Source organism: Acidobacteriota bacterium, from assembly GCA_016184105.1.
Classification (GTDB): domain Bacteria; phylum Acidobacteriota; class Vicinamibacteria; order Vicinamibacterales; family 2-12-FULL-66-21; genus JACPDI01.
Genome location: JACPDI010000007.1, coordinates 114234 through 139466 on the forward strand (window position 1 = coordinate 114234; position 25233 = coordinate 139466).

Sequence of the window (25233 nt, forward strand, 5' to 3'; positions counted from 1 at the left end):
TTGAGCATTCGCGCGGTCTAGCCATGCGCCACCTCCGGGCCGCCCGGGCAGTGCGTCGCGATCACCGCGAGCACGGCGGGCGCCTGGAACGGCTTGGTCAGGTACTCGGTCGCGCCCACCATGCGTCCCTTGACCTTGTCGAAGAACCCGTCCTTGCCCGAGAGCATCACGACGGGCACGTGCGCCGTGCGCGGGTCCTTCCTGATCCGCTTGCAGACCTCGTAGCCGTCGAGTTTCGGCATCGTGATGTCGAGCAGGATCAGGTCGGGCACGAACTGCGCGAGCCGCTCGACGGCGCGCTCGCCGTCCGGCTCCGCCACGACGGCGTAGCCCGCGCGCTCGAGCGTCATGCCGAGAATCTTGCGGATCGTCGCGCTGTCGTCGACGACCATGACGGTGCGCCGCTCCGCCGCGGCGGTGGCACGCGCGGCCGGCCCCTTTCGGCGCGCAGCGGACGCGGGTGCGGCGGGCGCCGGCGCCGGCGCTGCCGTCGCACGCGCCTGGAGCCGCGCGAGCCACGCGGCGGCGCGCTTGTGCGCGGGGTCGATGCGGCACGCGGTCTCGACCGCGTTGCGGATCTCGGCCTCGTCGGCCGACGTGGACGCGATGCCGAGCCAGGCGTCCGGGTCGCGCTCGTCGAGCGACAGCGCTTCGCGCCAGCGCTCGTGCGCCTCGCCCTGCTGCCCCGCGGCGCCAAGCGCGGTGGCGTCGGCGACGAGCGCCTTCTTCAGCGCGGCGCCGCCGCCGGGATGCGCGGGGGCCACCCGCAGCAGCTCGCGGCACGCGCTCACCGCGTCGGCGGGACGCTCCGCCAGCCGCGCGAGCGCCTGCCAGACGCGCGGGTCCTCCGGGTTGATCGTCGCCGCCTCGCGGAACAGCGCGCGCGCCTCGGCGATCTTCGCGGTCTTGGCGCACAACACCGCCTGGTGCAGCACCGCCTCGTGCAGTCTGGTGCGGAATTCCTGGCGGTGCGGCGCCACCGCGGCCGCGTGGCGGAGCGCGTCCAGCCGCTGCGCGGGGTCGTCACTGAAGTGCGCCAGGGCCGCCCACGCGGTCTCGAGTTGCGGCGCCAGCTCCACGGCCTGCGCGAGCAGCGCGCGCGCGCCCGCCCGATCCTGCTCCGCGGCTGCAAGCGCCTGCGCGACGAGCAGCTTGCCGAACGCTTCGCGCGCGGGCCCGTGCGCGGGATCCACCTCGAGGACCTTCCGCAGGCACGTCACGGCGGTCGCCGCCTCCGGCGACGCGATCGCCAGCCAGAACCAGACGGCGGGGCTGTCCGGCGCCATCTCCGCGGCGTGCTCGAGCAGCGTGCGGGCGCGGTCGAACTCGCGCGCGTACGCGGCCGAGATGCCGTCGCGCAGGGATTCAGCCGCGCCGCGCATGCCCGTTCACCACCCGTTCGATGTGCCGCATGAGCCGCGGCAGCTCCACCGGCTTCGTCTGGTAGATGTCCACGCCGCGCCGGACCGCCTCCTCCTGCGTCGCCTCAGACCCGTACGCCGTCAGCATCACGACGCACGCGACCGGGCTCCGCAGGCGCGCGTGCTCCGCGATGCGCAGCCCCTCGCCGATGCGCCCCGGCGACAGATGGAGATCGGTGATGACGGCGTCGTACTGATGGAGGTCGAGCAGCTGCAATCCCTCTTCGGACCGCAGCGCGCAATCGACGTCGTAATCGGCGAGCGTGAAGAACGACCGGAGCGCGAGCACCGTCCCGAGCTCGTCGTCGACGATGAGAAGGCGGCTGCGTTGGACGACAGGGTGGAGGGCGTCCGAGGCGGTTCCCATGACGGCCCTGCCGGGGCAACCATCATGCCCCCGGCAGTTGTCAGGGCGCGCGAACCGCAAGTGCCGCGCGCGCGGTCAGTTGCCGCGTTCCGGGGGCGCTTTGCCGGGATGCGCGGCGCCGCGCCGGAGTCTGGCGTTCACACTTCAGTCCAGATTCTGGACGACTTCAGCTTCTGGTACATCGTGCTGCGCGGAATCCCGAGCCGGCGCGCCGTGCGCGGCACGTTGCCCTGCTCTTCTTCCAGCACGCGCTTGATGTGCTGCCACTCCAGTTCTTTCAGCGTGCTCGCGTTGGTCGCCGGCATCCCCTTGGCCGGCGGGCAGAACAACCGCAGGTCCGCGCGGCGCAGCACCGGCGACGAGGCCAGGAGCACGGCGCGCTCGAGCACGTTGCGCAGCTCGCGGACGTTGCCCGGCCACGTGTGGGCGACGAGCGCCTGCTCCGCATCGGGGCCGAGCTGCGGCACGGGACGCCGGATGTCGCGCGCCAGCAGCGCGAGCAGGTGCTCGGCGATGGCCGGCACGTCCTCGACGCGGTCGCGGAGCGGCGGCAGCCGCAGCACCACCGTGTTAATCCGGTAGTAGAGATCCTCGCGGAAACGTCCTCCAGCAACGAGCCGCGACAGATCGTGGTTGGTCGCCGCGATGAACCGGAGATCGACGCGTCGCTCGGCGACGTCGCCGAGCCTCCGGAAGCGCTTCTCCTCGACCACCTTCAGCAGCTTCGGCTGCAGCGACATGTCCATGTCGCCGATCTCGTCGAGGAACATCGTTCCCCGGTGCGCCGCCTCGAGCAGCCCGGGCTTCATGCCGGTCGCCCCGGTGAAGGCGCCCCGCTCGTGCCCGAACAGTTCAGACTCGAGCAGCTCGCGGGGCAGCCCCGCGCAGTTCAGCTCCACGAGCGACTCGCGCGAGCGGCTGCTCGACTGGTGGATCCACCGGGCCAGCACCCCCTTGCCGGTGCCCGTCTCCCCTTCGATGAGCACCGGGACCTCGCTCGACGCGACCGACCGCGCGTCGCGCGCCAGCGCCCGCATCGCGGCACTGCGGCACGCGAACAACACGTCCACCGGCGTCTCGACCCCGCGCGAGCGCGTGGCGTACAGGCGCCGGGAGTTCTGCTGGTGCTCGATGAGGCGCTCGATCAGCACCACGAGCGATCCCAGCTCCACCGGCTTGGTCAGAAACTGCTCGGCTCCTTCCTTGATGGCGGTGACGGCAAGCTCGATCGACCCGTGTCCCGTCAGCACCAGGACCGGCACGTCGACGGCATCCGCTTTCAGCCGCTTGAGGAGGTCAACGGCGTTGCCATCGGGGAGCGCGTAGTCGAGCAGCACGACGTCGGGAACGTCCACGTCCAGGCGCGCGCGCGCGGCTGCGCACGTGTCCGCCTCCTCGACCTCGTAGCCGGTGGCCTCCAGGTACGAGCGCACGCCCAGGCGCACGCTCGCATCGTCATCGACCAGCAGGATACGGCTCTTCAACACGGGTGACTCCTTGAGCGACACGGACCTGGCGTTCGGGCGGCGTGAGCGGCAGCGAGACGGTCACGATCGCGCCACCCTCCGGATGGTTCGCCGCGGCGGCGGTGCCGCGGTGCTCCGCGACGATCCGCTCGCTGATCGCGAGCCCGAGGCCGAAGCCTCCCGCCCGGCGGCTGAAGAACGGCGCGAACACGCGGGGCAGATCCTCGGCCGCGAACCCACGCCCCCGATCGCGCACCGTGATGTCGACCAGCCTCGGGCGGGCGGGGGGACGCAGCGCGACCGCCACGCTGACCGCCGCTCCGGCCGGCGAATGCTGAATGGCGTTCTGAATGAGGTTGATGAAGACGCGGACCAGCCGCCGGGAATCCATCCACACCTGGAGATCCGGAGCCGGCCCGGCGGCAACCCGCACGCCGTGCTGCTCCGCTTCGGGCGAGCAGGCGCGCACCGCCTCCTGGATGACCGTCGCCAGCGGCGAGGGCTGCAGCACGACCTTCGTCGGCCGCCCGTACTCGAGCAGTTCGGTCATCAGCGTGTTGACGCGCCCCACCTCGTGCCTCAGCGCGTCGAGGAACTGCGAGGGATCGCGGTTGGTCTGCACGGACCACGCGTCAACCAGCGACGACATGGCGAACAGCGGGTTCCGCACCTCGTGCGCCACGCCGACGACCACCGAGCCCAGCGCCGCCATCGTCTCCGAGCGGCGCAGCGACCGCTGCAGTTCGACGAGCGACGTGGTGTCGCGCGCCACGACGACGACCGACCCGCTCCCGTGCGGCGACCGGCACCAGAGATCCCACGTGCGGCCGGTCTCGGCGTGGTGTACGCGCGCCGCGGAAGCCTCCTGCGTTTCGACCGCCTCGCGCGCCAGCGCCAGCGCCGAGTCCCACGGCGGGTAGAACGCGAGCTCCTCGCTCGGCAGCCCCAGCCACGAGAACGGCTCGCCGGGCAGTGTGTCGGAGGCGACGCGGTTCATGCGCGCGATCTTCCCGAACGGATCGAGGACCATCAGCGCGGCGTCGATCGTGTCCACCGTGGTGCGCCATTCGACGGCCGCACTTTCGAGCCGCGCGTTGAGCGCCGTCAGCTCCGCGTGGCTGCGTTCGAGATGCTCGCGGCGCGCGGCTTCCGCCTCCGCCTGGATCCGGCGCCGCCGCTGCGCCCACGTCACCTGCATGACCAGGCCAAGGGCGAGCAGCGTCGCGGCCATCAGGGCGGCAAGCTGCCGGAACTCGGCGCCGAGCACGCGCACCACGCTGTCGGCGGGCGCCATCAGCGCGGCGACCCAGCGCTCCCCCTCGAAGTCGAACGGCGCCACGGCGCCGAGGTGCTGTGCGCCGCGCAGCGAGTACCGGATCGCCCCGCGCGGCATCTCGAACATGCGCTCGACGTGGTCGAACGACTGGTGACACGTGCGGCACAGCGGCGTGCGCCGCTTGATGTTGCGGAGGCGCATCTCCGGGTGCGCCGTTCGAAAGACGACATTGCCGCGGCCGTCCAGGATCAGCCCGGCGACGGACGGATCGTCGAGCGTGGCCCCGGACCCGGACAGCAACGAATCCAGCTCCGACTCCGCCGCAAGGACACCGCCCGGGCCGCCGTGCGGGCCGGCCGCCGGCTCGCGGACCGGCGTGGCGAAGACCAGCGAGGGCGTGACGGCAGAGGACACCGCCGTTTGCATCCGGCCGGCGTTCGCCGGATCGCCGGCCCACCGCGCCTGCGCGTCAATCTCGGGGGAAGACAGGCCCGGCGACCGGCCGGCGGCGTAAGCCAGGCGGCCGTCCGCGCCGTAGAACGCGATCCCCACAAAGCACGGCGGTTCCGTGCAGCGGACCTGCTCGTCCAGCATCGCGCGGACCGACGCCACGTCGGGCTGGCGCGCGATGGCGCCCGACAGCGCGCGCAGCGTCCGGGCGGCGCCCGTCAGCTCGGCGCGCAGCGTGGCCGCCACCACGTCGGCCGTGTGGAGCTGGTGTTCCTGGAAATCCTCGATCGCGCGCGACTTGTTGTACGTGTGGAGACGCCAGCCGACGGCGACCGCCGACACCAGCACGCACGCAATGACACCGGACATGAACCGGGACGTAAGCATCCGCGACTCCCCTCCAAGTCACAGGGCCTGACGTGGCGTGGAGCCGGGCGACGTCAGCGAGCTGCGGGCGCGACCGGATGGTGAACTTTCTACGTGAGTAGAAAAGCGTAATCGGTCACGAACGAAGTCTGGATTCTGCACAAGCAATGAGTGGACCGGATGGGCTTGGCGCCGGAGAATGGAGGGAACGGAATTCCGGCAACGCGCGCGAAATGCCACGGCCGCAAGGGGACGGAGACACGCGTCGTGCGCTCGCGAACGGTGCGGCAGACATCACTGCCGAAACTCCGTCAGCGTCGCGCGAGCATTCCAAGTCCTGAATCTGGACAGCGATTGCAGTTGCGTCAGCGCCTGCCGGCGCCGTCCGGATCAGGCGTCATGGTGAACACGCGCGTCACGATGGCGCCGTCGCGTCCGAGCACGCCGGCGTCGCGGCCGTCAATCGTCACCGCCACGGCCCCCGCATCGCCGGCGCGGATGGCGACCGCACGCTGGGCGCGCAGCGGGATCCGCTCCCCGGCCGGGACCTCGCGCTCGAACGCCCTTCGGCCGTCGATCGTGACCCTCATCCACACGGCGCGCCGCGTCAACAGCTCGAGGTTCACGCCTGCCGGCGGCGCTGGAGCGGCGGGTGTGCGCGGCTCGACAGGCGGCACGGGCGGAGGCGCCGATGGCTGCGGACGGATGCCGGCGGCCGCCGGTGTGTCAGAGGGTTGCGCGGGTTGCGATGCGAGGTCGGGACGCGTGCGCCACGCGCGCACCGCGAGCACGGCGGCGAGCGCGGCCACCACGATCAGCAGTGCAACGGCGACGCGCGCGGCGCGACGCGTGGCCGGCGCCGCAGCGGGAGATGAATCCTCGTGCGCGGTCGCGTGGACAGGCCCGGGAGCCCGCACCGACCGCTCGCCCTTCGTCCCGACCTCGGCCTCGACTTCCTGCTCGCGGAACCCGCGCACGAACTTGTCGAACTCCGCCTCAGCGCGGTCGCGTTGCACGCGCGCCCGCTGGATCTCGCGATGAAGCTTCTCGAGGTCGGCGAGCGCGCGCTGCTCGTCGAAGGCCGGCACCGGGTGCGCAGCGCGATCGTTCACGCCGTTAGTTGACGCCCGCGGGAATGGATCCGTCAACCTGAGCCGCGCCGGATTCGATCCGGCGACAACGTCGGCAGAAGCGGCTTCACAACGTCAAGACGTGGCTCGCCTCGTCTGGCGGCGTGAACGGCGTGTTCCGATCCGGCGCGTGGGTCCCGACGGTGTCGCACGTCGATCACACCGAGCACGGCGTGCAGGTGCTCGTGACCGAGCAGGGGCTGGCGGACCTGCGCGGCCTGCTCGCCGAGGCGCACGCGTGGCACCTGAACTACCTGCGGACGGGACGGATGGTGGCGAGGTGAGCGGTGGCCACTAGACGATGACCGAGCGGGCTTTGAGGAGCGGCCGCGCAAGCTCCGCCCGCCCCTCGATCTGAACGGCGCCGGCGGCATCGCGCTCCGGAAGCGCGTTGAACAGCAGCTTCCACGCTGTCTCGTCGGAGAGCCGGACCCGCGTGGCCGCGGCCGACGCCTCGCCCGCGTGAATCGTCCATCGCTCCGGCTCGCGCAGAAGCGACCACGTCCCCCCTGCCGGTCCGCTCACGTCCAGGACGAGCGCCGCTCCGGTTCCCGCCTCCGCGTCCCGGAACGCGTGCGGCAGGCCGCGAACGGCGATCGCGATGACCGCGCGCAGGTATCTCGCGTCGCCGAGCGATGGCGCGCCGACGGCCATGCGGATCTGCTCCTGGTGATGCCACAACTCGGTGAACTCCCGGCCGACGTCGAACCAGCCCTCTGACGTCTGTTCGCCGGCCCAGGAGACGCCGAACAGCGCGGGGGCGTCGAGCGGCAGCCGCTCGAACCATTCGGCCAGGCCGGCGCTTGCCATCTCGAAGAGATCGGTGAGCACCTCGGGGCTGAGTCGCTTCGCGGCGTCCACCCATGCGGCGTTCAGCGCGTTGATGAAGCGCACGAAATCGCGCTCGGAGGCGATCGGATGCGGCGGAGGCGGCGGCGTCATCCGATCGCGATGGAACGACAGCCGGCGGAACGTCAGGTCGATCAGATGCGCGACGACGTCCCTGACCGCCCAGCTGCCCGCGATCGTCGGCCGCTCCCAGTCCGCCGCCGGCAGAGTGCGCAGCAGCGTGACAAGCGCCGAAGAGACCGGTCGAAAGAAGGCGCGGGTATCGGTCGGCGGCAGGGGCGAAAGAGCCATCGGAGGCCTATGTTACCGGCGAAGGCTCCACGGCGATCGCCGTGTTCGAGGCGGGAGCCGCGTCTCAGGCGCCCTTGACAAAGTTCGCGTCGCTCGTCGAGTCGCGGGCTGTTCGACTGTCCAGGACGGTTTGAGACGGACTCGTGCGCGCCATCGCTCGGCAGGCGGCACCCCGGCGTTCACTGACCATGGCCGTATTCTTTCAGCTTTCTGAACAGCGTTGCGGGCCCGATGCCAAGGACCGTCGCAGCCTTCGTGCGATTGCCGTCCACCGAATCGAGCACGTTCAGGATGTAATCACGTTCGACGTCGGCCAGCCGTCGCTGCCGGCCGGGTGAACCGATCGCCGGCATCGCGAGGCGCACTTCCTCGGGCAGATCGTCCACGTCCACGCGGTTACCGCGGGCCAGCACCATGGCTCGTTCCACTACGTTCTGCAGCTCTCGCACGTTGCCGGGCCAGCCCCACTGAAGCAGCTGGTCCGCCGCACGAGGCCTAAACCCGGTCACGGGCAGATTCAAGCGGGCAGCCGTGTCAGCCAGGAATTGGCGCGCAAGCGGCAGCACGTCGTCCCGGCGCTCGCGGAGCGGAGAAATACGGATCTCGATCACGCGCAACCGGTAGTACAGATCCTGTCGGAATCGGCCAGCCGCGACTTCTCCGGCGAAGAGGCCCTGCGACTGTTCACGGTCGGCAGCGCATGGTTCAGCGGAGACGAACAGATCAAGGGTCGTATCGCGCCCGGCCAACTCGCGGATTTTGCGGTGCTCACCGCTGACTATCTCGCCGTTCCCGAGGAGCAGATCAAGAACATCGAATCAGCGCTCACCGTGCTCGGCGGTGATGTCGTCTATGCCGCCGCGCCGTTCGACCGGCTTGCGCCGCCCCGTCTGCCAGCCGTGCTGCCGGCGTGGTCTCCGGTGGCTCACTTTGGGGGGGTTCAGGCTGCGCAGCGAGGCACCGCTCTCGCGATCAGAAGCGGTACGTTGCCCAGACGGCGGTGAAGCCGATGGTGCGGGCAGGCCCGGATTCCTGGATGAACGGCCCGGCGGTGAAGAGCGACGCGTTGCCAGTCATGGACAGGTGCTCGGTCACTTGCCACTCGACCTCGACCCCTGGTGAGGGCCCGACAAGTCGCGAACGTGTGCCCTGTCCGGAACGAACGAGATTCCCCGGTATCCCATAGATGCCGTCGTCGACCTGCCGCCGCCAGAAGAACAGCCAGCTCGCCGTCATCACGAGTCCGTCGCGGGGATTCACGGTTACTTGGGGGTCCAGGTCCATGTGGTTCGATGGCCCCGCGGAGGCAATCAGCCCGAAGTACGCGCCTTTGGGAAACAGCGGATTGAACGTCCCGAGCCGATCGTCGTTGCGATCGCGATCACCGCTCGTGATGTCGGCGCGCAGGCCGAACCTCGGTCGTCCTGCCGCTCCAATCGGGTAACCGGTGTCTGACGCGATCGTCCAGGCACGGATGTCGGTGTTTGCGAAGTGTCCCGTCTGGACGACGGCTTCCACGTTGTAGTCAAGGGCACCCGACGCCTTCCAGAAGCGGGCGCCCCACGAGTGCCGGAGTTCCCGGCCTTGACCCTGATCGAACGTCGCCTCCTTCCGCCGATACCCGAGGTAGTAGAGATCCGCCCCCTTGGTCCGGCCTTGATCGAGCCAGCGAACGGCGTGCCCGCCGGCCCGCCCGATCTCGATGCCGCTCTTCAGCTCTCCGTACAACCGCACTCGCCGCGAGAGCCGCGCGTCGAGCTGAAACATGTAGCGCTCGAGCCAGTAGCCATCGGCGTCTGGCACCTCGGCGCCCCACTCCTCGTTCGCGAACCGTTCGTATTGCTGCCGAACCTGGCCGCCCGTCGAGACGAACGACCCCGCACGGCTGTCGTCGGCGCCCCGAACCGCGACCTGTGCGTTCACGCCGGCCACGAGGACCAACAGTCCGACTAATACGCCCGGCACGCGCACCCGAGCGGTCCCCACAGCGATGCCAGTGCGGGTCGTCTGGTCGCGGTTGCCGCATAACCCTCGCAGCGGACGTGGGTGGCGCGGGAGGCGGGAGCGGTGAGAGCTGGGCGGCTTCGCGCAGTCCAGACCGAACCGGAAGAGTTGCCGGGAATTTCGACGCTCACTGATGACGCCCGCCGCGTCTGAGCTGCCCTCCCGACCAAGGCTCAGTGAATTCGAACGGTACGAACTGATGTATGCGCTCGAAATCGCGCCGATTGTCAGTGACGAGCACGCATCCCGCCTCGCGACATGACAAAGCCAGGAGAACATCGTTGGCGAATGCTTTCGAAACACGGGCGATTTCCAAGCCCTCTCTCCGGGCCATCTCCGCGAGGAGATCGCCGGATCGGTGCCAGGCGCCGGCCGATGGGATAGTAGTCCGATTTGCTCGCCTCGAAGACCCTCAGAACGTTCTTTTCCAGCGCCTTTCGACCCCGCGGACGTTGAATGCCAGCTCGCAGCTCCTGGGCAACGATGACGCTGAAGTACTCGGATGTGGCAGCACGAGGATGTCCTCGAACCACGCGATTCCGCGATCACGCGCACGCGATGACCGCTATTATCTTATTTGTATGATAATATGATAATTTGTCGGCTTTGCCACGTGAACGGCGCCCGGCGTTCGTTCCTGGAGGGTGAGACATGAAACTCTCGATCCTGCTGTGGGGCATTCCGCAGGCGATGCGAGTGGCTGCGCGCGTGTACCCCGAGTACGCCTCCCGCTTGAAGGAGAGGAATCTCGTCGCGCAGTTCAGACTGCGGGACAGGCCAGAGGGTCGCTGGATCGGGCTCGATAACGGCAGGATCAGCTCAGGACGCGGCATCCACGAGCATCCCGACATCACCATCGAGTTCAAGAACAAGGCGATCGCGGAGAGCTTCCTCACGCCGCCGGTCGACTTGCTGGAGCGCATCGACGCCGCGAAAAACTACAAGGTCCGCCTGATCGGCCCTGATGACCTCGCGACCTGGTTCCTGGGCATCCTGACCCGGTTGGAGTCGGTCACCTGGAAGGCCGGGACCCGTATGGGCAACGGCGTCGTGCGCTACACGAGCGGCACCAACGGCGGCCCGATCTTCGTCTACGTCAAGGACGGCAGGATCATCCGCACCACGCCGATCGACTTCGACGACAAGGACGCGCCGTCCTGGTCCATCACCGCGCGCGGCAGGACGTTCACCCCGTCGCGGCGGACGACGCTGGCCGCGCACGGTATGTGCCAGAAGTCGATGGTGTACTCGAGCGGCCGCCTGCTCTATCCGATGAAGCGGGTCGACTTCGACCCGAACGGCGCGCGCAACCCCCAGAACCGGGGCAAGTCCGCGTTCGAGCGCATCACCTGGGACGAAGCGCTGGACATCGTCGCCAGCGAGATCAAGCGCGCCAAGGCCGCAGGTCCGGGCGCCATCGCGGTCGACCACGGCTCGCACCACCAGTGGGGCAACCTCGGACACTACCTGAGCGCCTTCAACCGCTTCTGGAACCTGATCGGCGTCACCAAGCTCGTGCACAGCCCCGACAGTTGGGAAGGCTGGTTCTGGGGCGCGATGCACCACTGGGGCAACAGTTTGCGCCTCGGGTGCCCCGAGTTCTACGGCACCGTGGAGGACTGCCTCAAGGAGGCGGAGATGATCGTGTTCTGGTCCAGCGACCCGGACACGACCTACGGGTTCGAGGGGGCGCAGCGGCGCGAGTGGGCCAAAGAACTCGGCATCAAGATGGTCCACATCGATCCTTACCTGAACCACACCGCGGCGCACCTGGGCGGCAAGTGGATCGCGCCCAGGCCGGGGACCGACCCCGCGCTTGCGCAGGCGATCTGCCACGTCTGGATCGCCGAGGGGCTCTACGACAAGGAGTTCGTCGCGAACAGGACCACGGGGTTCGACGAATGGAAGGCCTACGTTCTGGGTGAGAGCGACGGCGTGCCGAAGTCGCCCGAGTGGCAGGAGGCCGAGACCGGTGTGCCGGCGCGCGACGTCCGCGCACTGGCGCGCGAGTGGGGAACCAAGAAGACCTACCTCGGCGCGGGAAGCTGGGGTTCCGGCGTCGGCGGCGCCGGCCGCGGCCCGACGGGCATGCAGTGGGCCCGGATGATGACCATCCTCGCCGCGATGCAGGGTTGGGGCCGCCCGGGCTGCAACTTCGGCAACCTGCAGTTCGGCGCGCCGGTCGACTTCAACTTCTATTTCCCGGGCTACGGCGAGGGCAGCTTCTCCGGCGACCTGGCCTTCAGCGCCAATTCGGCCAACAACTACCAGCGCATGCCGCACATCGTGACGATGAACACGGTGCGGCAGGCCGTCCCCAGGATCTGGTTCCCCGAGGCGATCACGCAGGGGAAGGCCATGGCGTACATCAACGACGTCTCGTCGGTGCAGGGGCAGTTCTTCCCGGTCTTTTACCCCTCGCCGGGCCACGTGCCCGTGCAGATGCTCTACAAGTACGGCAGCCAGTTGTTCGGCACGATGGTGGCCGGCAACCGCTGGGCCCGCGCGTACCAGCACGAAAGCCTGAAGTTCATCGTCAACCAGTCGGTCTGGAAGGAGGGGGAGACACCGTTCTCGGACATCATCCTGCCCGCGTGCACGGTCTTCGAGAAGTGGGACATCGGCGAGTGGTACAACGTTGGCGCCGGGTACGTGCACCACATGTACTCGATGAACAACCACCGCGTGATCTCGCTGCAGCACAAGTGCATCGAGCCGCTGGGCGAGTCGAAGTCCGACTACAACATCTTCCTCGCCGTCTCGGAGAGACTGGGCCTCGGAGCCGTGTACTCGGAAGGCGGCACCTCAGAGCTGGACTGGTGCAAGCGCGTGTTCGAGTCCTCCGACCTGGCCGGGCACATCTCCTGGCGGCAGTTTCTCAAGAAAGGCTACTTCGTCGTGCCCGCCGATCCGGAACCGGCGCGTGCGCCGGTCGCGAACCGCTGGTACTACGAAGGCCGGAAGAAGGACACGCCCGAACCCTATCCGCTGCCGTCGGACTACGTGGGCGGATACCTCGAGGGCCTGCAGACGCGTTCGGGTAAGTACGAGTTCGTGGCCCAGTCGCTCGAGAGCATCGACGATCCGGACCGCCCGCCGCTCAACCGGTACATGCCGACCTACGAAGATCCGAAGCGCAACCCGGATCTCGCCGACTTTCCGCTGAAGCTGCAGACGGCGCACACCCGCTACCCGTACCACGTCATGGGCGACGCCGAGGGCAGCACGCTCAACGACATCCGGGAACATCGCGTGTTCAACAACGGACGCTACTACCTCGTGGCCCGGATGAGCAGGGAGGATGCCGAGGCGAGAGGGATCAAGGACGACGATCTGATCCGGCTGTGGAACCACCGCGCCTCGATCGTCTGTGCGGCCCAGGTCACGGAACGGCTCCGGCCGGGCACCGTCAGCGCCTATTCGGGATCGGCCAAGTACGACCCGGTGGGAGAACCCGGCAGGTCCACAGACCTCGGTGGCTGCGTGAACATGCTGAATCCCAAGGAGTCGATCACGAAGAAGGGGCATGGGATCAAGCCCAACTGCGTGCTGATCCAGGTTGAGAAGTGGGCCGGCGTCGACACCTGGCAGCCGACGGAGACCGCGTGATGGCCAAGATGTGGAACCTGATCGTCGACGTGGCGCGCTGCGACAACTGCCGACTCTGCTTCCTTGCGGTCAAGGACGAGTACGTGGGCAACGATTTCGCCGGCTACTCGGCCGCACAGCCCGTCCAGGGACATCACTGGCTCGACATCCGGCGCAAGGAGCGCGGCACCTACCCGTTCGTCCAGGCGCGCTTCATGCCGGTGATGTGCAACCACTGCGACCATGCACCCTGCATCAAGGCGGCACGTGACGGCGCCGTGCGCAAGCGCCCGGACGGCATCGTGATCATCGATCCCGAGAAGTCGAAGGGCCAGAAGCAGATCGTGAACGCCTGCCCCTACGGCGCGGTCGCCTGGAACGAGGAGAAGCAGATCCCGCAGGCGTGGACGTTCGACGCGCATCTACTGGACGAGGGCTGGACCCGGACGCGGGCCGAGCAGGCCTGCCCGATGAACGTCTACCGCACGATCAAGGTCGAGGACGAGGAGATGCAGCGGATCCAGGCCGAGGAGCACCTCGAGGTCCTCGAGCCCAGGCTGGCGACGAAGCCGCGCGTCTACTACAGGAACCTCCACGTGATCACGAAGTGCTTCGTCGGCGGGACCGTCGTCCAGCGGATGGACGGCGTCGAGGATTGCGCCGCCGGCGTCGAAGTCGTTCTCGAGAAGGATGGCCGTGAGGCCGGGCGGGCGACGACGGATGCCTTCGGTGAGTTCATGATCGACGGGCTCGAGCCGAACAGCAGCCGCTATCACCTGAAAGCCGCCGGCCCGTCGGGACGGTTCTCGACGCAGTTCGACCTTGCCGACGAGAGCCGCTATCTCGGCGTGCTCACACTGGCCGCGGGCTAGCAGCAGCACCACCGTCACCGTCACCACCAACACCATGATCACCGCTCAGACGCCTGCAACGCGTCACGTGCCGCGCGGGCCCAGATCTCCTGCCATGCCGTGAACTCCGCTGGCCTGATCGGATAGCGCGCGAAGTTGCCCTCGTGGAGACCCAACAACTCGGTCTCGGCGACCTCGCGAAACGCCGCCCGGTCGCTCTCTTCGAGATGCGCCGTCGCCCATGACGCGATGTGGGCAGCAGCCGTCTTTCGGTCCATGCGGCCCCGCACAACCTCCGCGACCACAGCGCGGAGCGCGTCTCGATGATGCAGCCGGAAGGGATCGGGCTCGCCGAGTGACTGCCGCACGGCGGCATAGCGCTCGGCAGAACGCTCATACGACCAGATGAACACATCCCGGAGAAGTTCGATCCGGTTGAGCTCGTAGACTCCGAGAGCGGCGTGCGCGTACAGGCCGCGCGGCAGATCCGTGAATGAAAGGGGCGAGAGATTGGCTCTGATGAACGGAATGTTCGCCGCCATTCGGGACACGCGCTTGTTCACATCATCAAACGGCTGCAGGTACGGCAGCTGCACCATCACGAAGAAGGACTGCTCGAATGGATCTGTAATCGCCGCAGCGGTCGCGAGCAGCTGGTCAAAGCACTCCTCGACAAGCTGCGGGGTCTCAGGCGGGTGGTAGACCGATCCGTCGATGCCAACCCCGATGTGACGCAGTCGTCCGGCAGCCCTCTCGTCGGCCAAGAGGTTGTTCGCAAGGATGGCATGCAGGTTCAAAATCGTGTACCGGTTGAAGCCGATCTCCGCCGCGTTGCCGACGAGAAACTCCACTGCATCCTTGTGATTGAGAATCATCTGGGCTTCGAGCCGGTCTCGACCTTCCGCCTCCTGGCCGAACTCAATCAGCCGCTTCGTGTCGAGCAGTGAGTACGTGTTCCCCTCGAGACGACTCGAATTCCATGACAGGTCGATCAGAAGTCGGTTCAGGATTTGCCGCGCGTACGTTCCCGCCGGCTCCTGCCCGCTCACCGGTCTCGCCCCTATCTCGGCTAGGCGCGCGCGCGCGCGCTCCGGAAGGTAGAACGTTTCTCCCGGGCGGTAGGTATTCAGGAATTCCCGGTTGTAGCCGACCGGCTTGCGCGCGACGAGCGGCTGGCGTAGATACACCCTGATCTCCTGGCTCTCAGGGGACAGGGGTACCGCGGCTTCATCTGCCGCGGCTTCTGGCTGCGCCGGGGCACGCGCGGCGCCGGGCGCACTGTAACGCGCCCAGCGCCCTTCGCCCTCGCGAAGAACGCGGCCGCCATCCACGAGACGCTTCAACCGGAACTGCAGCGTGCGCCGCGGCACTTGTTCACTGAGGACATCCCCGATCTCGGCCGAAGTGATCCCTGGGTGGGCGCGCACGGCGTTCTCGATCTCATCCAGCTCGTCAGCGGGGATCGGTCTAGGCACGGTCAAAGGCCTCGAAGTTGCGCGGACAGCTCATACGCGCAATTAAACCACTTGTATGCGCAATAATCAAGTGTACGAGCAATTATTGTTGCGCCTATGGTCAAATGGCCGTATACGCGCAACAACGACAGGCCTACGCGCAACGAACTGCCCTGCGCGCAAGCAGCAATTGGGCCTTCAGGGCCGCTGCACGAGTGCGCTCGTCGCACGAAAAGCCGAGCTCGTTCTTTGGCTCGTCTTGCCAGGCGGACTCTTGAAGAAATTTGCAGCCGCATTCTCCAAGCAGTCTCTGTTCAATGGCCTACAAGCAGGTGTGATGCCCGACTGGTACGCAAAATGCTCCTCTCGACAGTGCCTATGAGCGCGGAAGCTCTGTTCGAACTGAGCGAGCCGCACCGCATGAGTTCGCAAGACGTGAAGACGTGGATTCGCGATCGTGGGCTGACGCTGCTGTTGATGTCGATGTTCGCGCTGTTCGTCGTCGGACAGGTCGCGACCGGGCATGCGGAGTACAACGCGGAGCAGCAGGAACATGGAAAGCCCCGCGTCACGCTGACGACCTACCTCGGCACCGGCCATCCGTGGGAGGCGCTATTCGAGAACTGGGAGAGCGAGTTCCTGCAGATGGCTGTCTTCGTACTCCTGACCACCTTTCTGATTCAGAAAGGCTCGCCGGAATCGAGACGACCGGGCGTCAAGGAACTCGTCGATACCGACCCCCGCGACTTCGCCGACGATCCCGAGGCACCGTGGCCGGTCCGACGCGGTGGCTGGATCCTGCGACTCTACGAGCATTCGCTCGGGCTCGCCTTCATTGGGCTGTTCATCGGGTCATGGGTCGGTCATGCGGTGGGCGGATTCGCGGAATATGCCGCCGACGAAGTCCTGCATGCGCAACCGCAGCCCACATTCGTCGATTACATCGCATCATCCCGGTTCTGGTTCGAATCGTTTCAAAACTGGCAGAGCGAGTTCCTGGCGATCGCGTCGATGGTGTGGCTCGCGGTCTACCTGCGACAACGCTGGTCCCCGGAGTCGAAACCCGTGCACGCGCCGCACTCGGAAACGGGACGCTGAGAGGACGAATCACGATGCCCACGAAGAGCACCAGCACGACACCCTACTGGGCCACGTCGGCCACGTTCCCGCAGTTCGCGAAGCTCACCCAGGATGTCGTGACTGACGTCGTCGTCGTGGGCGGGGGCGTGACAGGCCTGACCGCGGCCTGCCTGTTGGCAAAGGGCGGCAAGCGCGTCGTGGTGCTCGAGCGCGACCGCTGCGCGATGACCGACACCGGCCACACGAGCGCGCACCTCACGATGGTAACCGACGCGCGCCTGACCGAGCTTGTAAATCGGCTCGGGCGCGATCACGCGCAAGCCGTCTGGGACGCGGGTTTGGCGGCGATCGCGACGATCGACGAGATCATTCGCGAGCATGCGATTGACGCTGGCTTCGAGTGGGTCGATGGATACCTGCACGCGCCGCTGAAGGAGGGCACCCTTGAAGAGTCGGCGCGTCTGCGGGAAGACACCACGCTGGCCCGCGAGATGGGATTCGACGCCGAGTACATCGAGACCGTACCACTGGCCAATCAACCGGGCGTCCGCTTCGCCGATCAGGCGCGCATTCACCCACGGAGCTATTTGGCCGGCGTCGCGAAGGCCTTTATCGCCCGCGGTGGCCGCATTTTCGAGCACTCGGCAGCCGACGAGTTCTGTGACGACCCGCGAGCGGTGAAGGTGAGTGGCCAGACGGTTCGGTGTGAGGACCTTGTCATCGCGACGCACAATCCGGTGGTCGGCTTGGCCGGTCTGGCGGGCGCAACCCTCTTTCAGACGAAGCTGGCGCTGTACACCAGCTACGTCGTTGCCGGCCGCGTACCGAAGGGCCAGGTGCCTGACGCGCTGTGGTGGGACACGAGCGATCCGTACTACTACCTGCGCGTCGAGCCGCACCGGGACTTTGACGTCGTCATCCTCGGCGGCGAGGACCACAAAACCGGCCAGCAGGACGACACCGTCGCGTGCTACGAGCGCCTCGAAACGCGTCTCATTGCGCTCATTCCTCAGGTGGACGTGACGCATCGCTGGTCCGGCCAGGTCATCGAGACGCCCGATGGGCTGCCCTACATCGGGCAAATCACTGACCATCAATACGCAGCCACCGGATATGCCGGCAACGGCCTGACGTTCGGCACGTTGGCGGGCATGATGATGTCCGATGCCATCCTCGGACGAACGAACCCGTGGAGTGAGCTGTTCGACCCAGGCCGGAAGGCGCTCACGCGCGGCGCCTGGGACTACCTCAAGGAGAACGTCGACTACCCGTACTACGTGATTCGCGACCGCTCTGCAGGGACCGACGCTCGATCGCTTTGGGCCGTGAAACGAGGGCAGGGTCGTATCATCGAACGCGACGGTGCAAAGGTTGCCGCGTATCGCGACCCGTCGGGAGCGGTCACGCTCCGCTCCGCGACCTGCACCCATATGGGATGCGTCGTGGCGTGGAACACCGCCGAGCGGACATGGGATTGCCCCTGCCATGGATCGCGGTTCAAGCCAACCGGAGACGTGATCTCCGGGCCCGCCGAAGCGCCGCTGCCCAAGGTGGAGTGACGGATGGTACGACCGATGGCGGGGAGGCTCCGATCGACTGGTGCGACCGCGTCAGAGGCGTGCGGCGGTCTTCGCGGAGGCGACCAGTGAGTTGCGCGCGCATTTCGAGAAGTCGATCCCAGTCTTGGCGCACGTAGAGACGCCGGTGGCGTGGGAGGGGCTGTTCGCGATGACCCCAGACAGCCTGCCGTATATCGGGCCACATCGGCGCTATCCCCGCCACTGGTTCGCGTTGGGCTATGGAGGAAATGGCATGACGTTCGGCGCCCTGGCGGCGCGGCTGCTCGTCGAGCGATGGCAGGGGGCGACCTCTGACGACCATGCGCTCTTCGAGTTCGGCCGAATGCGGCAATGAACAGAGACCCTTGACGCTCGCTCACGGAGCGTCTCTGAATGTGGCGAAGGAGATTGTGATGTCACCAGCTAAGCCCGTACGCTACGCGGTGGTCGGACTCGGCCACATTGCCCAGGTTGCTGTCCTTCCGGCGTTTGCGCATGCTCGACGCAACTCCAAGCTCGTCGCCGTCGTGAGCAACGATCGAACGAAACGGCGGGAACTCGCCAAGCGCTACCGGCTCGAGCACGCCTTCTCATACGACCAATTCGAGGACTGCCTGAACGAGGTCGACGCGGTGTACATCGCACTGCCGAACTCGATGCACGCCGAATACACGGTGCGAGCGGCCAAGGCGGGCGTGCACGTCTTGTGCGAGAAGCCGATGGCCGTCACCGTGCGGGAGTGCCGGCACATGATCGCCGCCTGCCGACAGGCACGCGTCAAGCTCATGATCGCGTACCGGCTGCACTTCGAGACCGTCAATCTCTCGGCCATGGACCTGGCGCGTCGTGGCGACCTGGGCGACTTGAAGTTCTTTACGTCCTCGTTCTCCCTGACGGTGCGGCGCGGCGACATTCGCACGAAACGCCGGTATGGAGGCGGGACGCTGTACGACATTGGCGTGTACTGCATCAACGCCGCGCGGAACCTGTTCCGAGCAGAACCGACCTGCGTCTCTGCTGTGTCGATCAACAGTGGGCTGAGGAGTCTCGCCGAAATCGATGAAACGACGGCCGCCACGCTGCGGTTTGGTGACGACCGGGTGGCGACTTTCATCACCAGCTTCAACGCCGCAGATGTGGCCGCGTACCGCATCGTGGGCACGAAAGGACACCTCCATGCCGATCCGGCCTATGAGTATGCCGAGGGCTTGAAATACACCGTGACGATCGGCGGCAAGAAACGAACAAAGCACGTGGGGAAACGTGACCAGTTCGCGCCGGAGCTCCTGTACTTTTCTGATTGCATCCTGAACGACACCCAGCCCGAGCCGTCCGGTGAGGAAGGATTGCAGGACGTGCGGCTGGTCGAGGCGTTGTACGAATCGGCGCGGAAGCAGCGGCCGGTCCGCATCAGACCGTTTCAGAAGAGCGTCCGGCCGACATCGCGACAGCGAATCTCGCGGCCTGGCGTGAAGATGCCCGAATTGATAAAGGTGCAGAGTGCGAGTCGTGACTGAGTCGTTGGTGTCGAGCGACCTTGATCAGCGAAGTGTCCGGAACGTAATCGAGCAGCGGTGTTCCATTACGGGCGGAATATGATCGCGTAAGGGCCGGCAAACGATCGCGGCTGCGTTCCGAGAGGCGTCTCCGCGGAAAAGCGCCGGCCCACCGCTTGCGCAGCCTGCAGCGGCTCAGCGCTTGCACGACGCGATCCGTGAAATCGCAGCGAACGCGCCGATCCTCGCGAGTCGGCAGATTGCGATTCCGGGTAAACACCTTCGTCGCTTCAACCAGAATGTCCCGACCGTCAACGTTGATGACACCATCTACCGCAGTGGCTGGGTCCTCAATATCAGTCAGCGCCTTTTTGAGAGCAAGATCTCCCATTACGCTCAGTTCGAAGAGGTGATTCTTGAACGACGTGTTCTGACGCGCGGCTCTGAGCTCGGCGAGCTTCACGCGCACGGTTTCTGGCTTGAACGTCAATGAGGAAAAAGCCTGCAGCCGGGCGTCGAGCGACGGAACTATTGTGCGGAGCGGATCAAGCCCAGCAAACGCCAGTGCGAACTTCGAGTCGTCGCCGATCTCGCTTCGCCGACCATCGAACGCTAGCTGTTGTGCCTTCTCGAACCAGTCAACCCCCCGCAACGGATGGCAGAAGTCGTAAAGAAATCCGCTCGGATCCGTCGTCGAGGGACGCGGGGGCGATGTTCTGTTGATTTCAGCTTCGACAGCATCAAACCACCCGCTATCCAGCACAGTCGCGAGAGTGGCAGTTGCCAAGACCGCCTGCCGCAGAGCCGACAAATTGCTGAGCAATTCAGCCCTCGCAGCCGCAACGCCTTCGTCAGGTCTGTCCATTGCTTTCCCTGTCTTCGCTTGAGATATTACATTACTTGTAATATTATGGTAATGGAGATTCAAGCTGATGGCAACGTCCTGGTTGAAAGCGGTCAGACGGCAGAAGGGCTGGACGCAACGCGAGACGGCCGAAAAGCTAGGGGTGTCGCAACCGTACCTGTCCTTGCTTGAGCAAGGACGTCGACCGTTTACGAAACGACTTCTGTCAAAGCTCCAGCGGCATTTTGATGTGCCGGCGACTGAGCTACATGTCGAAGCTCCCAGACCACGCGTCAGTGCGCAGCAAATCGCCGAAGCGTTGGGAGCGCTCGGCTATCCAGGATTCGCCTATCTAAGGCGCGGAGCGCGCTGGCACCCCGCGCAAGTGCTGTTGACGGCTTTGCAGCAACCAAATTTGGAAGCGCGACTTGCCGAAGCGCTCCCTTGGGTGGTTTTGCACTATCCGAACCTGAACTGGAATTGGTTGTTTGAGCGAGCCAAAGTGAAGGATGTTCAGAATCGATTGGGATTCGTACTTACGCTCACGCGACAATGCGCAGAACGAACCGGCGATCACACGCTGGCGCTCAAGCTCTCGCGACTTGAGCAACAACTTGATCGCGCGCGCTTGGCGAAAGAAGACACGCTCGGTCGCGAATCAATGACTGTTGCAGAGCGGCGATGGCTGCATGACAAACGCACGCCAGAGGCGCAGCACTGGAATATGTTGACCGATCTTGTCCCGGAACATCTGCCGTATGCCTCTTGAACTGCCACAACCGTGGAGGGGCTTCCTCACAGACCTCGACGAAAAGACCCCATCCGACGTGGCACTCCACTGCCTTGGTGGATTCGTTGTCACCGCGTGCTACGGATTGCCACGGCCAACGGGAGATTTGGACGTCTTGCTCGTTCTTCCGTCCAATTCACAGGCGACTCTCGTCGCGCTCGCCGGCAAGAACTCGGAGCTACACAAGAAGCACGGCGTGTACCTCGACGTTGTGACCGTAGCGACGTATCCCGAGAACTACGAGCAACGTCTAGCGGAAGTATTCCCAGGCGCCTGTCAGCATATCCGCCTGTTCGCGCTTGACCCATACGACCTGGCGCTCGCGAAACTCGAACGTAATCTCCAACGCGATCGCGATGACTTTGCGTACTTGGCCGACGCTGTTCCTCTCGATCTGTCAATCCTAAAGAACCGCTATACCGACGAGATGCGCGCATACCTCGGGAGGCCAGAACGAGAGGATCTGACTCTTCAGCTCTGGATCGAGATCGTCGAAGAGCGTCGACGGAGGCCCTGAAGTTGCCGGAGCCGGGAGGCCCTGAAGTTGCCGGAGCCGATCGCGGATTATCGCGGCGCCCGCGGCTCAAATGCCGGAGATCAGTTCCACGAACTCTGGGCGCTGGAGCAGGTGCTCACACTTCTGACCACGGGTACGTTGTTGGAGGGCGTGACTGTGGAAGGGGTGCTTTCAGAAGCCGGATCTGACGGCGAACAGCACTGGGACGGAGTGGATTGTGCCCTCTACTTTGGCGGGCAGACGCTCGAATCAGCACATCGCATCGAACTCATTCAGCTGAAGTACTCAGGGACTCCCAGCGAGGCGTGGTCAATTGCCAGACTCACTGCGAGTTCTGCAGAACGCAGAAACAACTCGGTTCTGCGACGGCTCGCCGAAGCCCATCGCGGCGCACGCCAGCAGGTGAGAACTGACGCAGCGATCCAAATACGTTTGGTCAGCAACCAATCGATCGGTCTCTCAGCACAAGAAGTGTTTTCGTCACTCATCTCAGATACGCAGGCGCCGAGCGGACAAGCACATGACATCGCTGCCGTGAAAGCGGCGACTGGGCTGGACGGCGAAGACTTCAAGCAGTTCATTCGCGATCTTGATCTCTCTGACTGCGGCGGTGATTCACGGTTCGCGCATAGAGAAAGGGCCATTCAAGCGATCGCTAAACTGACCGAAGACAATGCTCTCTTAGCCGAAGGTGACTTGCGGACTCGCGTCCGAGAGTTAATGCTCCCTGCGATGGGAGCAAGTCGATCTCGAGAATCGCGTGATGCGGATTCCGCGGACGAAGAGTGGCCGCCCGCTATCGATGCCGCTCAACGCGACGGCGCTGAAGACCCTCAAGGCGCTCGACGAGGCGAAGACGCCCGAGAGTCAGTACGTCTTCCCGCACAAGTCCGGCCCGAACGCTGGCGAGCCCGTGCAGGACATCAAGAACGGCTTCCATGCGACGCTGGCGATCGCCGAGATCGAAGATTTCACTTGACGACCTGCGGCACACGTTTGCATCCTGGCTGATGATGCGCGGTGCCTCGCTGCGCTCCGTCGCCGAGCTGCTCGGCCACCAGTCGATGAAGATGACGATGCGCTACGCGCACCTGTCGCCGGCGTTCCTCTCGGCGGAAGTCAGCCTGCTCGATCCTCCTCCGCCGACGCCTCCGCCCGCTCCAAAGGGCAACGGCAAAACGAAAAGGTCAAGAAAAGGGCAAAGCGGCCCAGAGGGCACTTCTGCCGAGACCGAAGTGCCAGATTTTGTTAAGGAATTTGGCTCCTCAGGTAGGACTCGAACCTACAACCCTCCGGTTAACAGGTGCGGCGCACAGTTTTCGGATGGCGTCGTACCGGTTGAGAATGTCTTGTACGGTCAACGGTTTAGATCGGATTTTGCTCTTTCGGTGAGTCGCACCAATTGACCCCATTTTCCATGGAGGGTGGTTACAGTTTTTGGTACAGTTTTTCGGGCGAATTTCCGATGAGGGATGCGCCCGTTTTCATACCTCAGATCGAGCTCTGCTGGCCCGTCGTGCTCACGGGCCTACACATACTCTTGGTCGACAACGTATCCGTTTCTGCCGTAGCAGTCGTTGCCGTAGCCGTCCTTGTGCGGATTCAACCGCGTGCTCCGGCGCATCCGCTTGAACTTCCGACCGCAATAGCTGCACTCGACGGTGTAGCGCCAGCCGTGCCGCAAGGGTGCAATTCGTACCCGTCGAGTTCCGGAACTGCCGCCGAACGGCTTCGAGAAATAGCTGTTGGGGCCGTATTCACCGGCCTTGGATAGCTCCACGGGGTATCGCGGCTCGAATGTTTCGTCCGTCACCTGGATGGACTGAATCTTCCCGTTCAGAAACGTCTTCAGGCCCGGACCCGATGCCCGACCGCCGGTTCGGTCCCAGACGTACAGATATTCTTCCGCGTGGCCGTCCTTGCGCCGCTTGTATCTGAGCGAATACGGCTCGACGACCCGGACGTGGCCGTCGTACGCCACCCTGAGCAGCTTCATCTCCGAACCCGCTTGGAGGATCGGGTTGCGGAAATGCGATGGGAAGAAAGCCAGCGCATCTCGGCCAACGAACGTTTGGTCGCCGAAGATGTCATTGATGACCTGTCTGAAATTTGTGAGCGTTTCGTCGAAATCGAGCACACCCTCAACTGGCGCGACGATGTATCTGTTCCATGCCGTCCGCAAAAGGTCGAGCGGAAGCTCCAGCAACAGCTGCCGCGCAACGCCAGGATGGCGCTCGTATATCGTCTTGCCGAAGAATGTGGACAGCACCTCGCCGCGATTCACCTCGATGTCGCGGTTCAGGAAGATCGAGTACACCAAGTCATACAGGTCTGCAGTGTGACGCCTTTGAAGCAAGCACTTCAGCTTGCTTGCCAGCATTTCTTCCAGCTTGACGCACCTGACACCGACCGTGCAGATCCCTGAATCCGAGTACGGGTGGATCAGCTGACGTTCTTGTACGGGAAGGTAAAGACGGTCGAACTCGGTGATGTCGATGGCGAGGCTGATCGTGATGTGGTCGGCGTTGCCGTAGAAGTCCTTGAAATACAGGCGCACGTCGAACACGCGACGCTTCTCGTCGATTTCGTTTTGAAGCTGAACTCGGTTGCGTTCGAGGTCGAAGACCACACCGCTCTGCGCCTGCACGAACTCGCAAACCTTGTTGAACTCCGAGCGCAACAACCCCTCGTCAACCGCGGACTCGGTTGAGAAATCGAGGTCGTGCGAGAAGCGCGTGTTCGGGAAATATGCCTTGCGAAAGCAGTTCCCGCCCTTCAGGACGAGAACGTCTTTGAGGGGCGATTCCGTGTACAGGCCGACCAGCAACCATCCGAACACGTAGTCGCGCTGGACGTTCGCCTGGTGGATCCCGAATTCAAGCGACTTCGCCTGAATTTCGTCTTTTGTGATCATTTGCCAGAACAGGTCCTCAGTTGGAACCCGCAAGCTTCCGCTTTATCTTCTGCCAGATACTCTCGCGCACAAGTCCAGACGGTTGGTCTTGTGTTTTCCGGGCACTTGCATCGAAGTACTCGCTCTTGACGCGGCGATCTTTCGCTCGCCCTTGCTCGATTTCCTTGGAAGACCATCTGGGCGCCCATGTAACGGTGTTCCGCTTGATCCAGTAGTGGGACTGGCAGGGGAAACTCCAGTTCCCGATGGACGGGTCAAGTGACACTGAGACGCCGTCAAAGACCAGCTTCCAGTCGGTTGGAGACAGTGGCGTCACAACCTGATTCCCGCATCCACAGCAGCACTTGTGAATGGCCGTGGCGAACGGGATGGAGACGTAGATCGTCCCGTCCTCGGGGGCGTCTGGGATGTATTCGACGAACTGATGTTTAAGCGTGAGCTGTCTTTTCATACGCGATCGTCATCAACGAGGTTATTGCTGGTGACCGCGTAGGTGCTGTGATGTTCGTTGTTGTGGTCA

The 25233-nt window shown here is 65.1% G+C and carries 22 protein-coding genes and 1 pseudogene; 12 read left to right on the top strand and 11 right to left on the bottom strand.

Going from position 1 to position 25233, the window contains the following annotated elements:
• Nucleotides 1-17 precede the first annotated feature (17 nt).
• From HYU53_01980 to HYU53_02000, 5 genes are all read right to left on the bottom strand, one after another.
• Nucleotides 18-392: a response regulator gene (locus HYU53_01980; GenBank protein ID MBI2219960.1), complete on the bottom strand. Its 375-nt coding sequence runs from the start codon at nt 390-392 to the stop codon at nt 18-20.
• A gap of 973 nt (nt 393-1365) precedes the next feature.
• The gene (locus HYU53_01985; protein MBI2219961.1) at nt 1366-1788 is read right to left on the bottom strand and encodes a response regulator; all 423 of its coding nucleotides are present in this window, start codon (nt 1786-1788) and stop codon (nt 1366-1368) included.
• 137 nt (nt 1789-1925) lie between these two features.
• Nucleotides 1926-3275 carry a sigma-54-dependent Fis family transcriptional regulator gene (locus tag HYU53_01990; protein MBI2219962.1) on the bottom strand — a complete coding sequence of 450 codons (1350 nt, stop codon included), beginning with the start codon at nt 3273-3275 and terminating at the stop codon, nt 1926-1928.
• Nucleotides 3244-5367: a hypothetical protein gene (locus HYU53_01995; protein MBI2219963.1), complete on the bottom strand. Its 2124-nt coding sequence runs from the start codon at nt 5365-5367 to the stop codon at nt 3244-3246. Before HYU53_01995 ends, HYU53_01990 begins: the two co-directional genes overlap by 32 nt.
• A gap of 344 nt (nt 5368-5711) precedes the next feature.
• Nucleotides 5712-6458 carry a DUF4115 domain-containing protein gene (locus tag HYU53_02000; protein MBI2219964.1) on the bottom strand — a complete coding sequence of 249 codons (747 nt, stop codon included), beginning with the start codon at nt 6456-6458 and terminating at the stop codon, nt 5712-5714.
• Between the two features lie 152 nt (nt 6459-6610).
• Between HYU53_02000 and HYU53_02005 the strand changes: the two are divergent.
• A pseudogene (locus HYU53_02005) lies at nt 6611-6760 on the top strand (hypothetical protein).
• Nucleotides 6761-6770: 10 nt separating this feature from the next.
• On the opposite strand, the gene HYU53_02010 reads toward HYU53_02005, so the two are convergent.
• Nucleotides 6771-7616, bottom strand: coding sequence for a maleylpyruvate isomerase N-terminal domain-containing protein (locus HYU53_02010; GenBank protein ID MBI2219965.1), 846 nt, complete (start codon nt 7614-7616; stop codon nt 6771-6773).
• Between the two features lie 377 nt (nt 7617-7993).
• Between HYU53_02010 and HYU53_02015 the strand changes: the two genes are divergently transcribed.
• Complete coding sequence (locus HYU53_02015) at nt 7994-8620, top strand: amidohydrolase family protein (GenBank protein ID MBI2219966.1); 627 nt, start codon at nt 7994-7996, stop codon at nt 8618-8620.
• Here the strand turns inward: HYU53_02015 and HYU53_02020 are convergent.
• Nucleotides 8589-9557 carry an alginate export family protein gene (locus tag HYU53_02020; GenBank protein ID MBI2219967.1) on the bottom strand — a complete coding sequence of 323 codons (969 nt, stop codon included), beginning with the start codon at nt 9555-9557 and terminating at the stop codon, nt 8589-8591. The two genes, HYU53_02015 and HYU53_02020, sit on opposite strands and share 32 nt — an antisense overlap.
• 714 nt (nt 9558-10271) lie before the next feature.
• Between HYU53_02020 and HYU53_02025 the strand changes: the two genes are divergently transcribed.
• On the top strand, nt 10272-13229 hold the full coding sequence (locus tag HYU53_02025; protein MBI2219968.1) for a molybdopterin-dependent oxidoreductase: 2958 nt from the start codon (nt 10272-10274) through the stop codon (nt 13227-13229).
• Nucleotides 13229-14080: an oxidoreductase gene (locus tag HYU53_02030; protein ID MBI2219969.1), complete on the top strand. Its 852-nt coding sequence runs from the start codon at nt 13229-13231 to the stop codon at nt 14078-14080. Before HYU53_02025 ends, HYU53_02030 begins: the two co-directional genes overlap by 1 nt.
• A gap of 38 nt (nt 14081-14118) precedes the next feature.
• Here HYU53_02030 and HYU53_02035 read toward each other — a convergent pair whose 3' ends face one another.
• On the bottom strand, nt 14119-15534 hold the full coding sequence (locus tag HYU53_02035; protein ID MBI2219970.1) for a Fic family protein: 1416 nt from the start codon (nt 15532-15534) through the stop codon (nt 14119-14121).
• Between the two features lie 414 nt (nt 15535-15948).
• Here HYU53_02035 and HYU53_02040 point away from each other — a divergent pair, with 414 nt between their 5' ends.
• The 4 genes from HYU53_02040 (at nt 15949) to HYU53_02055 (ending at nt 19669) form a co-directional block, all read left to right on the top strand.
• Nucleotides 15949-16611: a hypothetical protein gene (locus HYU53_02040; protein ID MBI2219971.1), complete on the top strand. Its 663-nt coding sequence runs from the start codon at nt 15949-15951 to the stop codon at nt 16609-16611.
• Nucleotides 16612-16709: 98 nt separating this feature from the next.
• The gene (locus tag HYU53_02045) at nt 16710-18152 is read left to right on the top strand and encodes an FAD-dependent oxidoreductase (protein ID MBI2219972.1); all 1443 of its coding nucleotides are present in this window, start codon (nt 16710-16712) and stop codon (nt 18150-18152) included.
• 40 nt (nt 18153-18192) lie between these two features.
• Nucleotides 18193-18507 (top strand): FAD-binding oxidoreductase, encoded by a 315-nt coding sequence (locus HYU53_02050; protein ID MBI2219973.1) that lies wholly within the window; start codon nt 18193-18195, stop codon nt 18505-18507.
• A 58-nt stretch (nt 18508-18565) separates the two neighbouring features.
• A complete protein-coding gene (locus tag HYU53_02055) occupies nt 18566-19669 on the top strand; it encodes a Gfo/Idh/MocA family oxidoreductase (protein MBI2219974.1) in 1104 nt (367 codons plus the stop codon).
• On the opposite strand, the gene HYU53_02060 is transcribed toward HYU53_02055, so the two are convergent.
• Complete coding sequence (locus HYU53_02060; GenBank protein MBI2219975.1) at nt 19563-20513, bottom strand: hypothetical protein; 951 nt, start codon at nt 20511-20513, stop codon at nt 19563-19565. The two genes, HYU53_02055 and HYU53_02060, sit on opposite strands and share 107 nt — an antisense overlap.
• Before the next feature lie 67 nt (nt 20514-20580).
• On the opposite strand from HYU53_02060, the gene HYU53_02065 reads away from it, so the two are divergent.
• The 4 genes from HYU53_02065 to HYU53_02080 all read left to right on the top strand — a co-directional run bounded on the left by HYU53_02065 (nt 20581) and on the right by HYU53_02080 (nt 23205).
• Complete coding sequence (locus tag HYU53_02065; GenBank protein MBI2219976.1) at nt 20581-21261, top strand: helix-turn-helix transcriptional regulator; 681 nt, start codon at nt 20581-20583, stop codon at nt 21259-21261.
• Entirely contained in the window at nt 21251-21799 is a 549-nt protein-coding gene (locus HYU53_02070) for a hypothetical protein (protein ID MBI2219977.1), read from the top strand. Before HYU53_02065 ends, HYU53_02070 begins: the two co-directional genes overlap by 11 nt.
• Nucleotides 21800-22562: 763 nt before the next feature.
• A complete protein-coding gene (locus HYU53_02075) occupies nt 22563-22778 on the top strand; it encodes a hypothetical protein (GenBank protein ID MBI2219978.1) in 216 nt (71 codons plus the stop codon).
• Nucleotides 22738-23205, top strand: a complete 468-nt coding sequence (locus HYU53_02080; GenBank protein ID MBI2219979.1) for a tyrosine-type recombinase/integrase — start codon at nt 22738-22740, stop codon at nt 23203-23205. Before HYU53_02075 ends, HYU53_02080 begins: the two co-directional genes overlap by 41 nt.
• A gap of 122 nt (nt 23206-23327) precedes the next feature.
• On the opposite strand, the gene HYU53_02085 is transcribed toward HYU53_02080, so the two are convergent.
• Entirely contained in the window at nt 23328-24713 is a 1386-nt protein-coding gene (locus tag HYU53_02085; GenBank protein ID MBI2219980.1) for a nucleotidyl transferase AbiEii/AbiGii toxin family protein, read from the bottom strand.
• Between the two features lie 16 nt (nt 24714-24729).
• Complete coding sequence (locus tag HYU53_02090) at nt 24730-25164, bottom strand: hypothetical protein (GenBank protein MBI2219981.1); 435 nt, start codon at nt 25162-25164, stop codon at nt 24730-24732.
• Nucleotides 25165-25233: the final 69 nt, after the last annotated feature.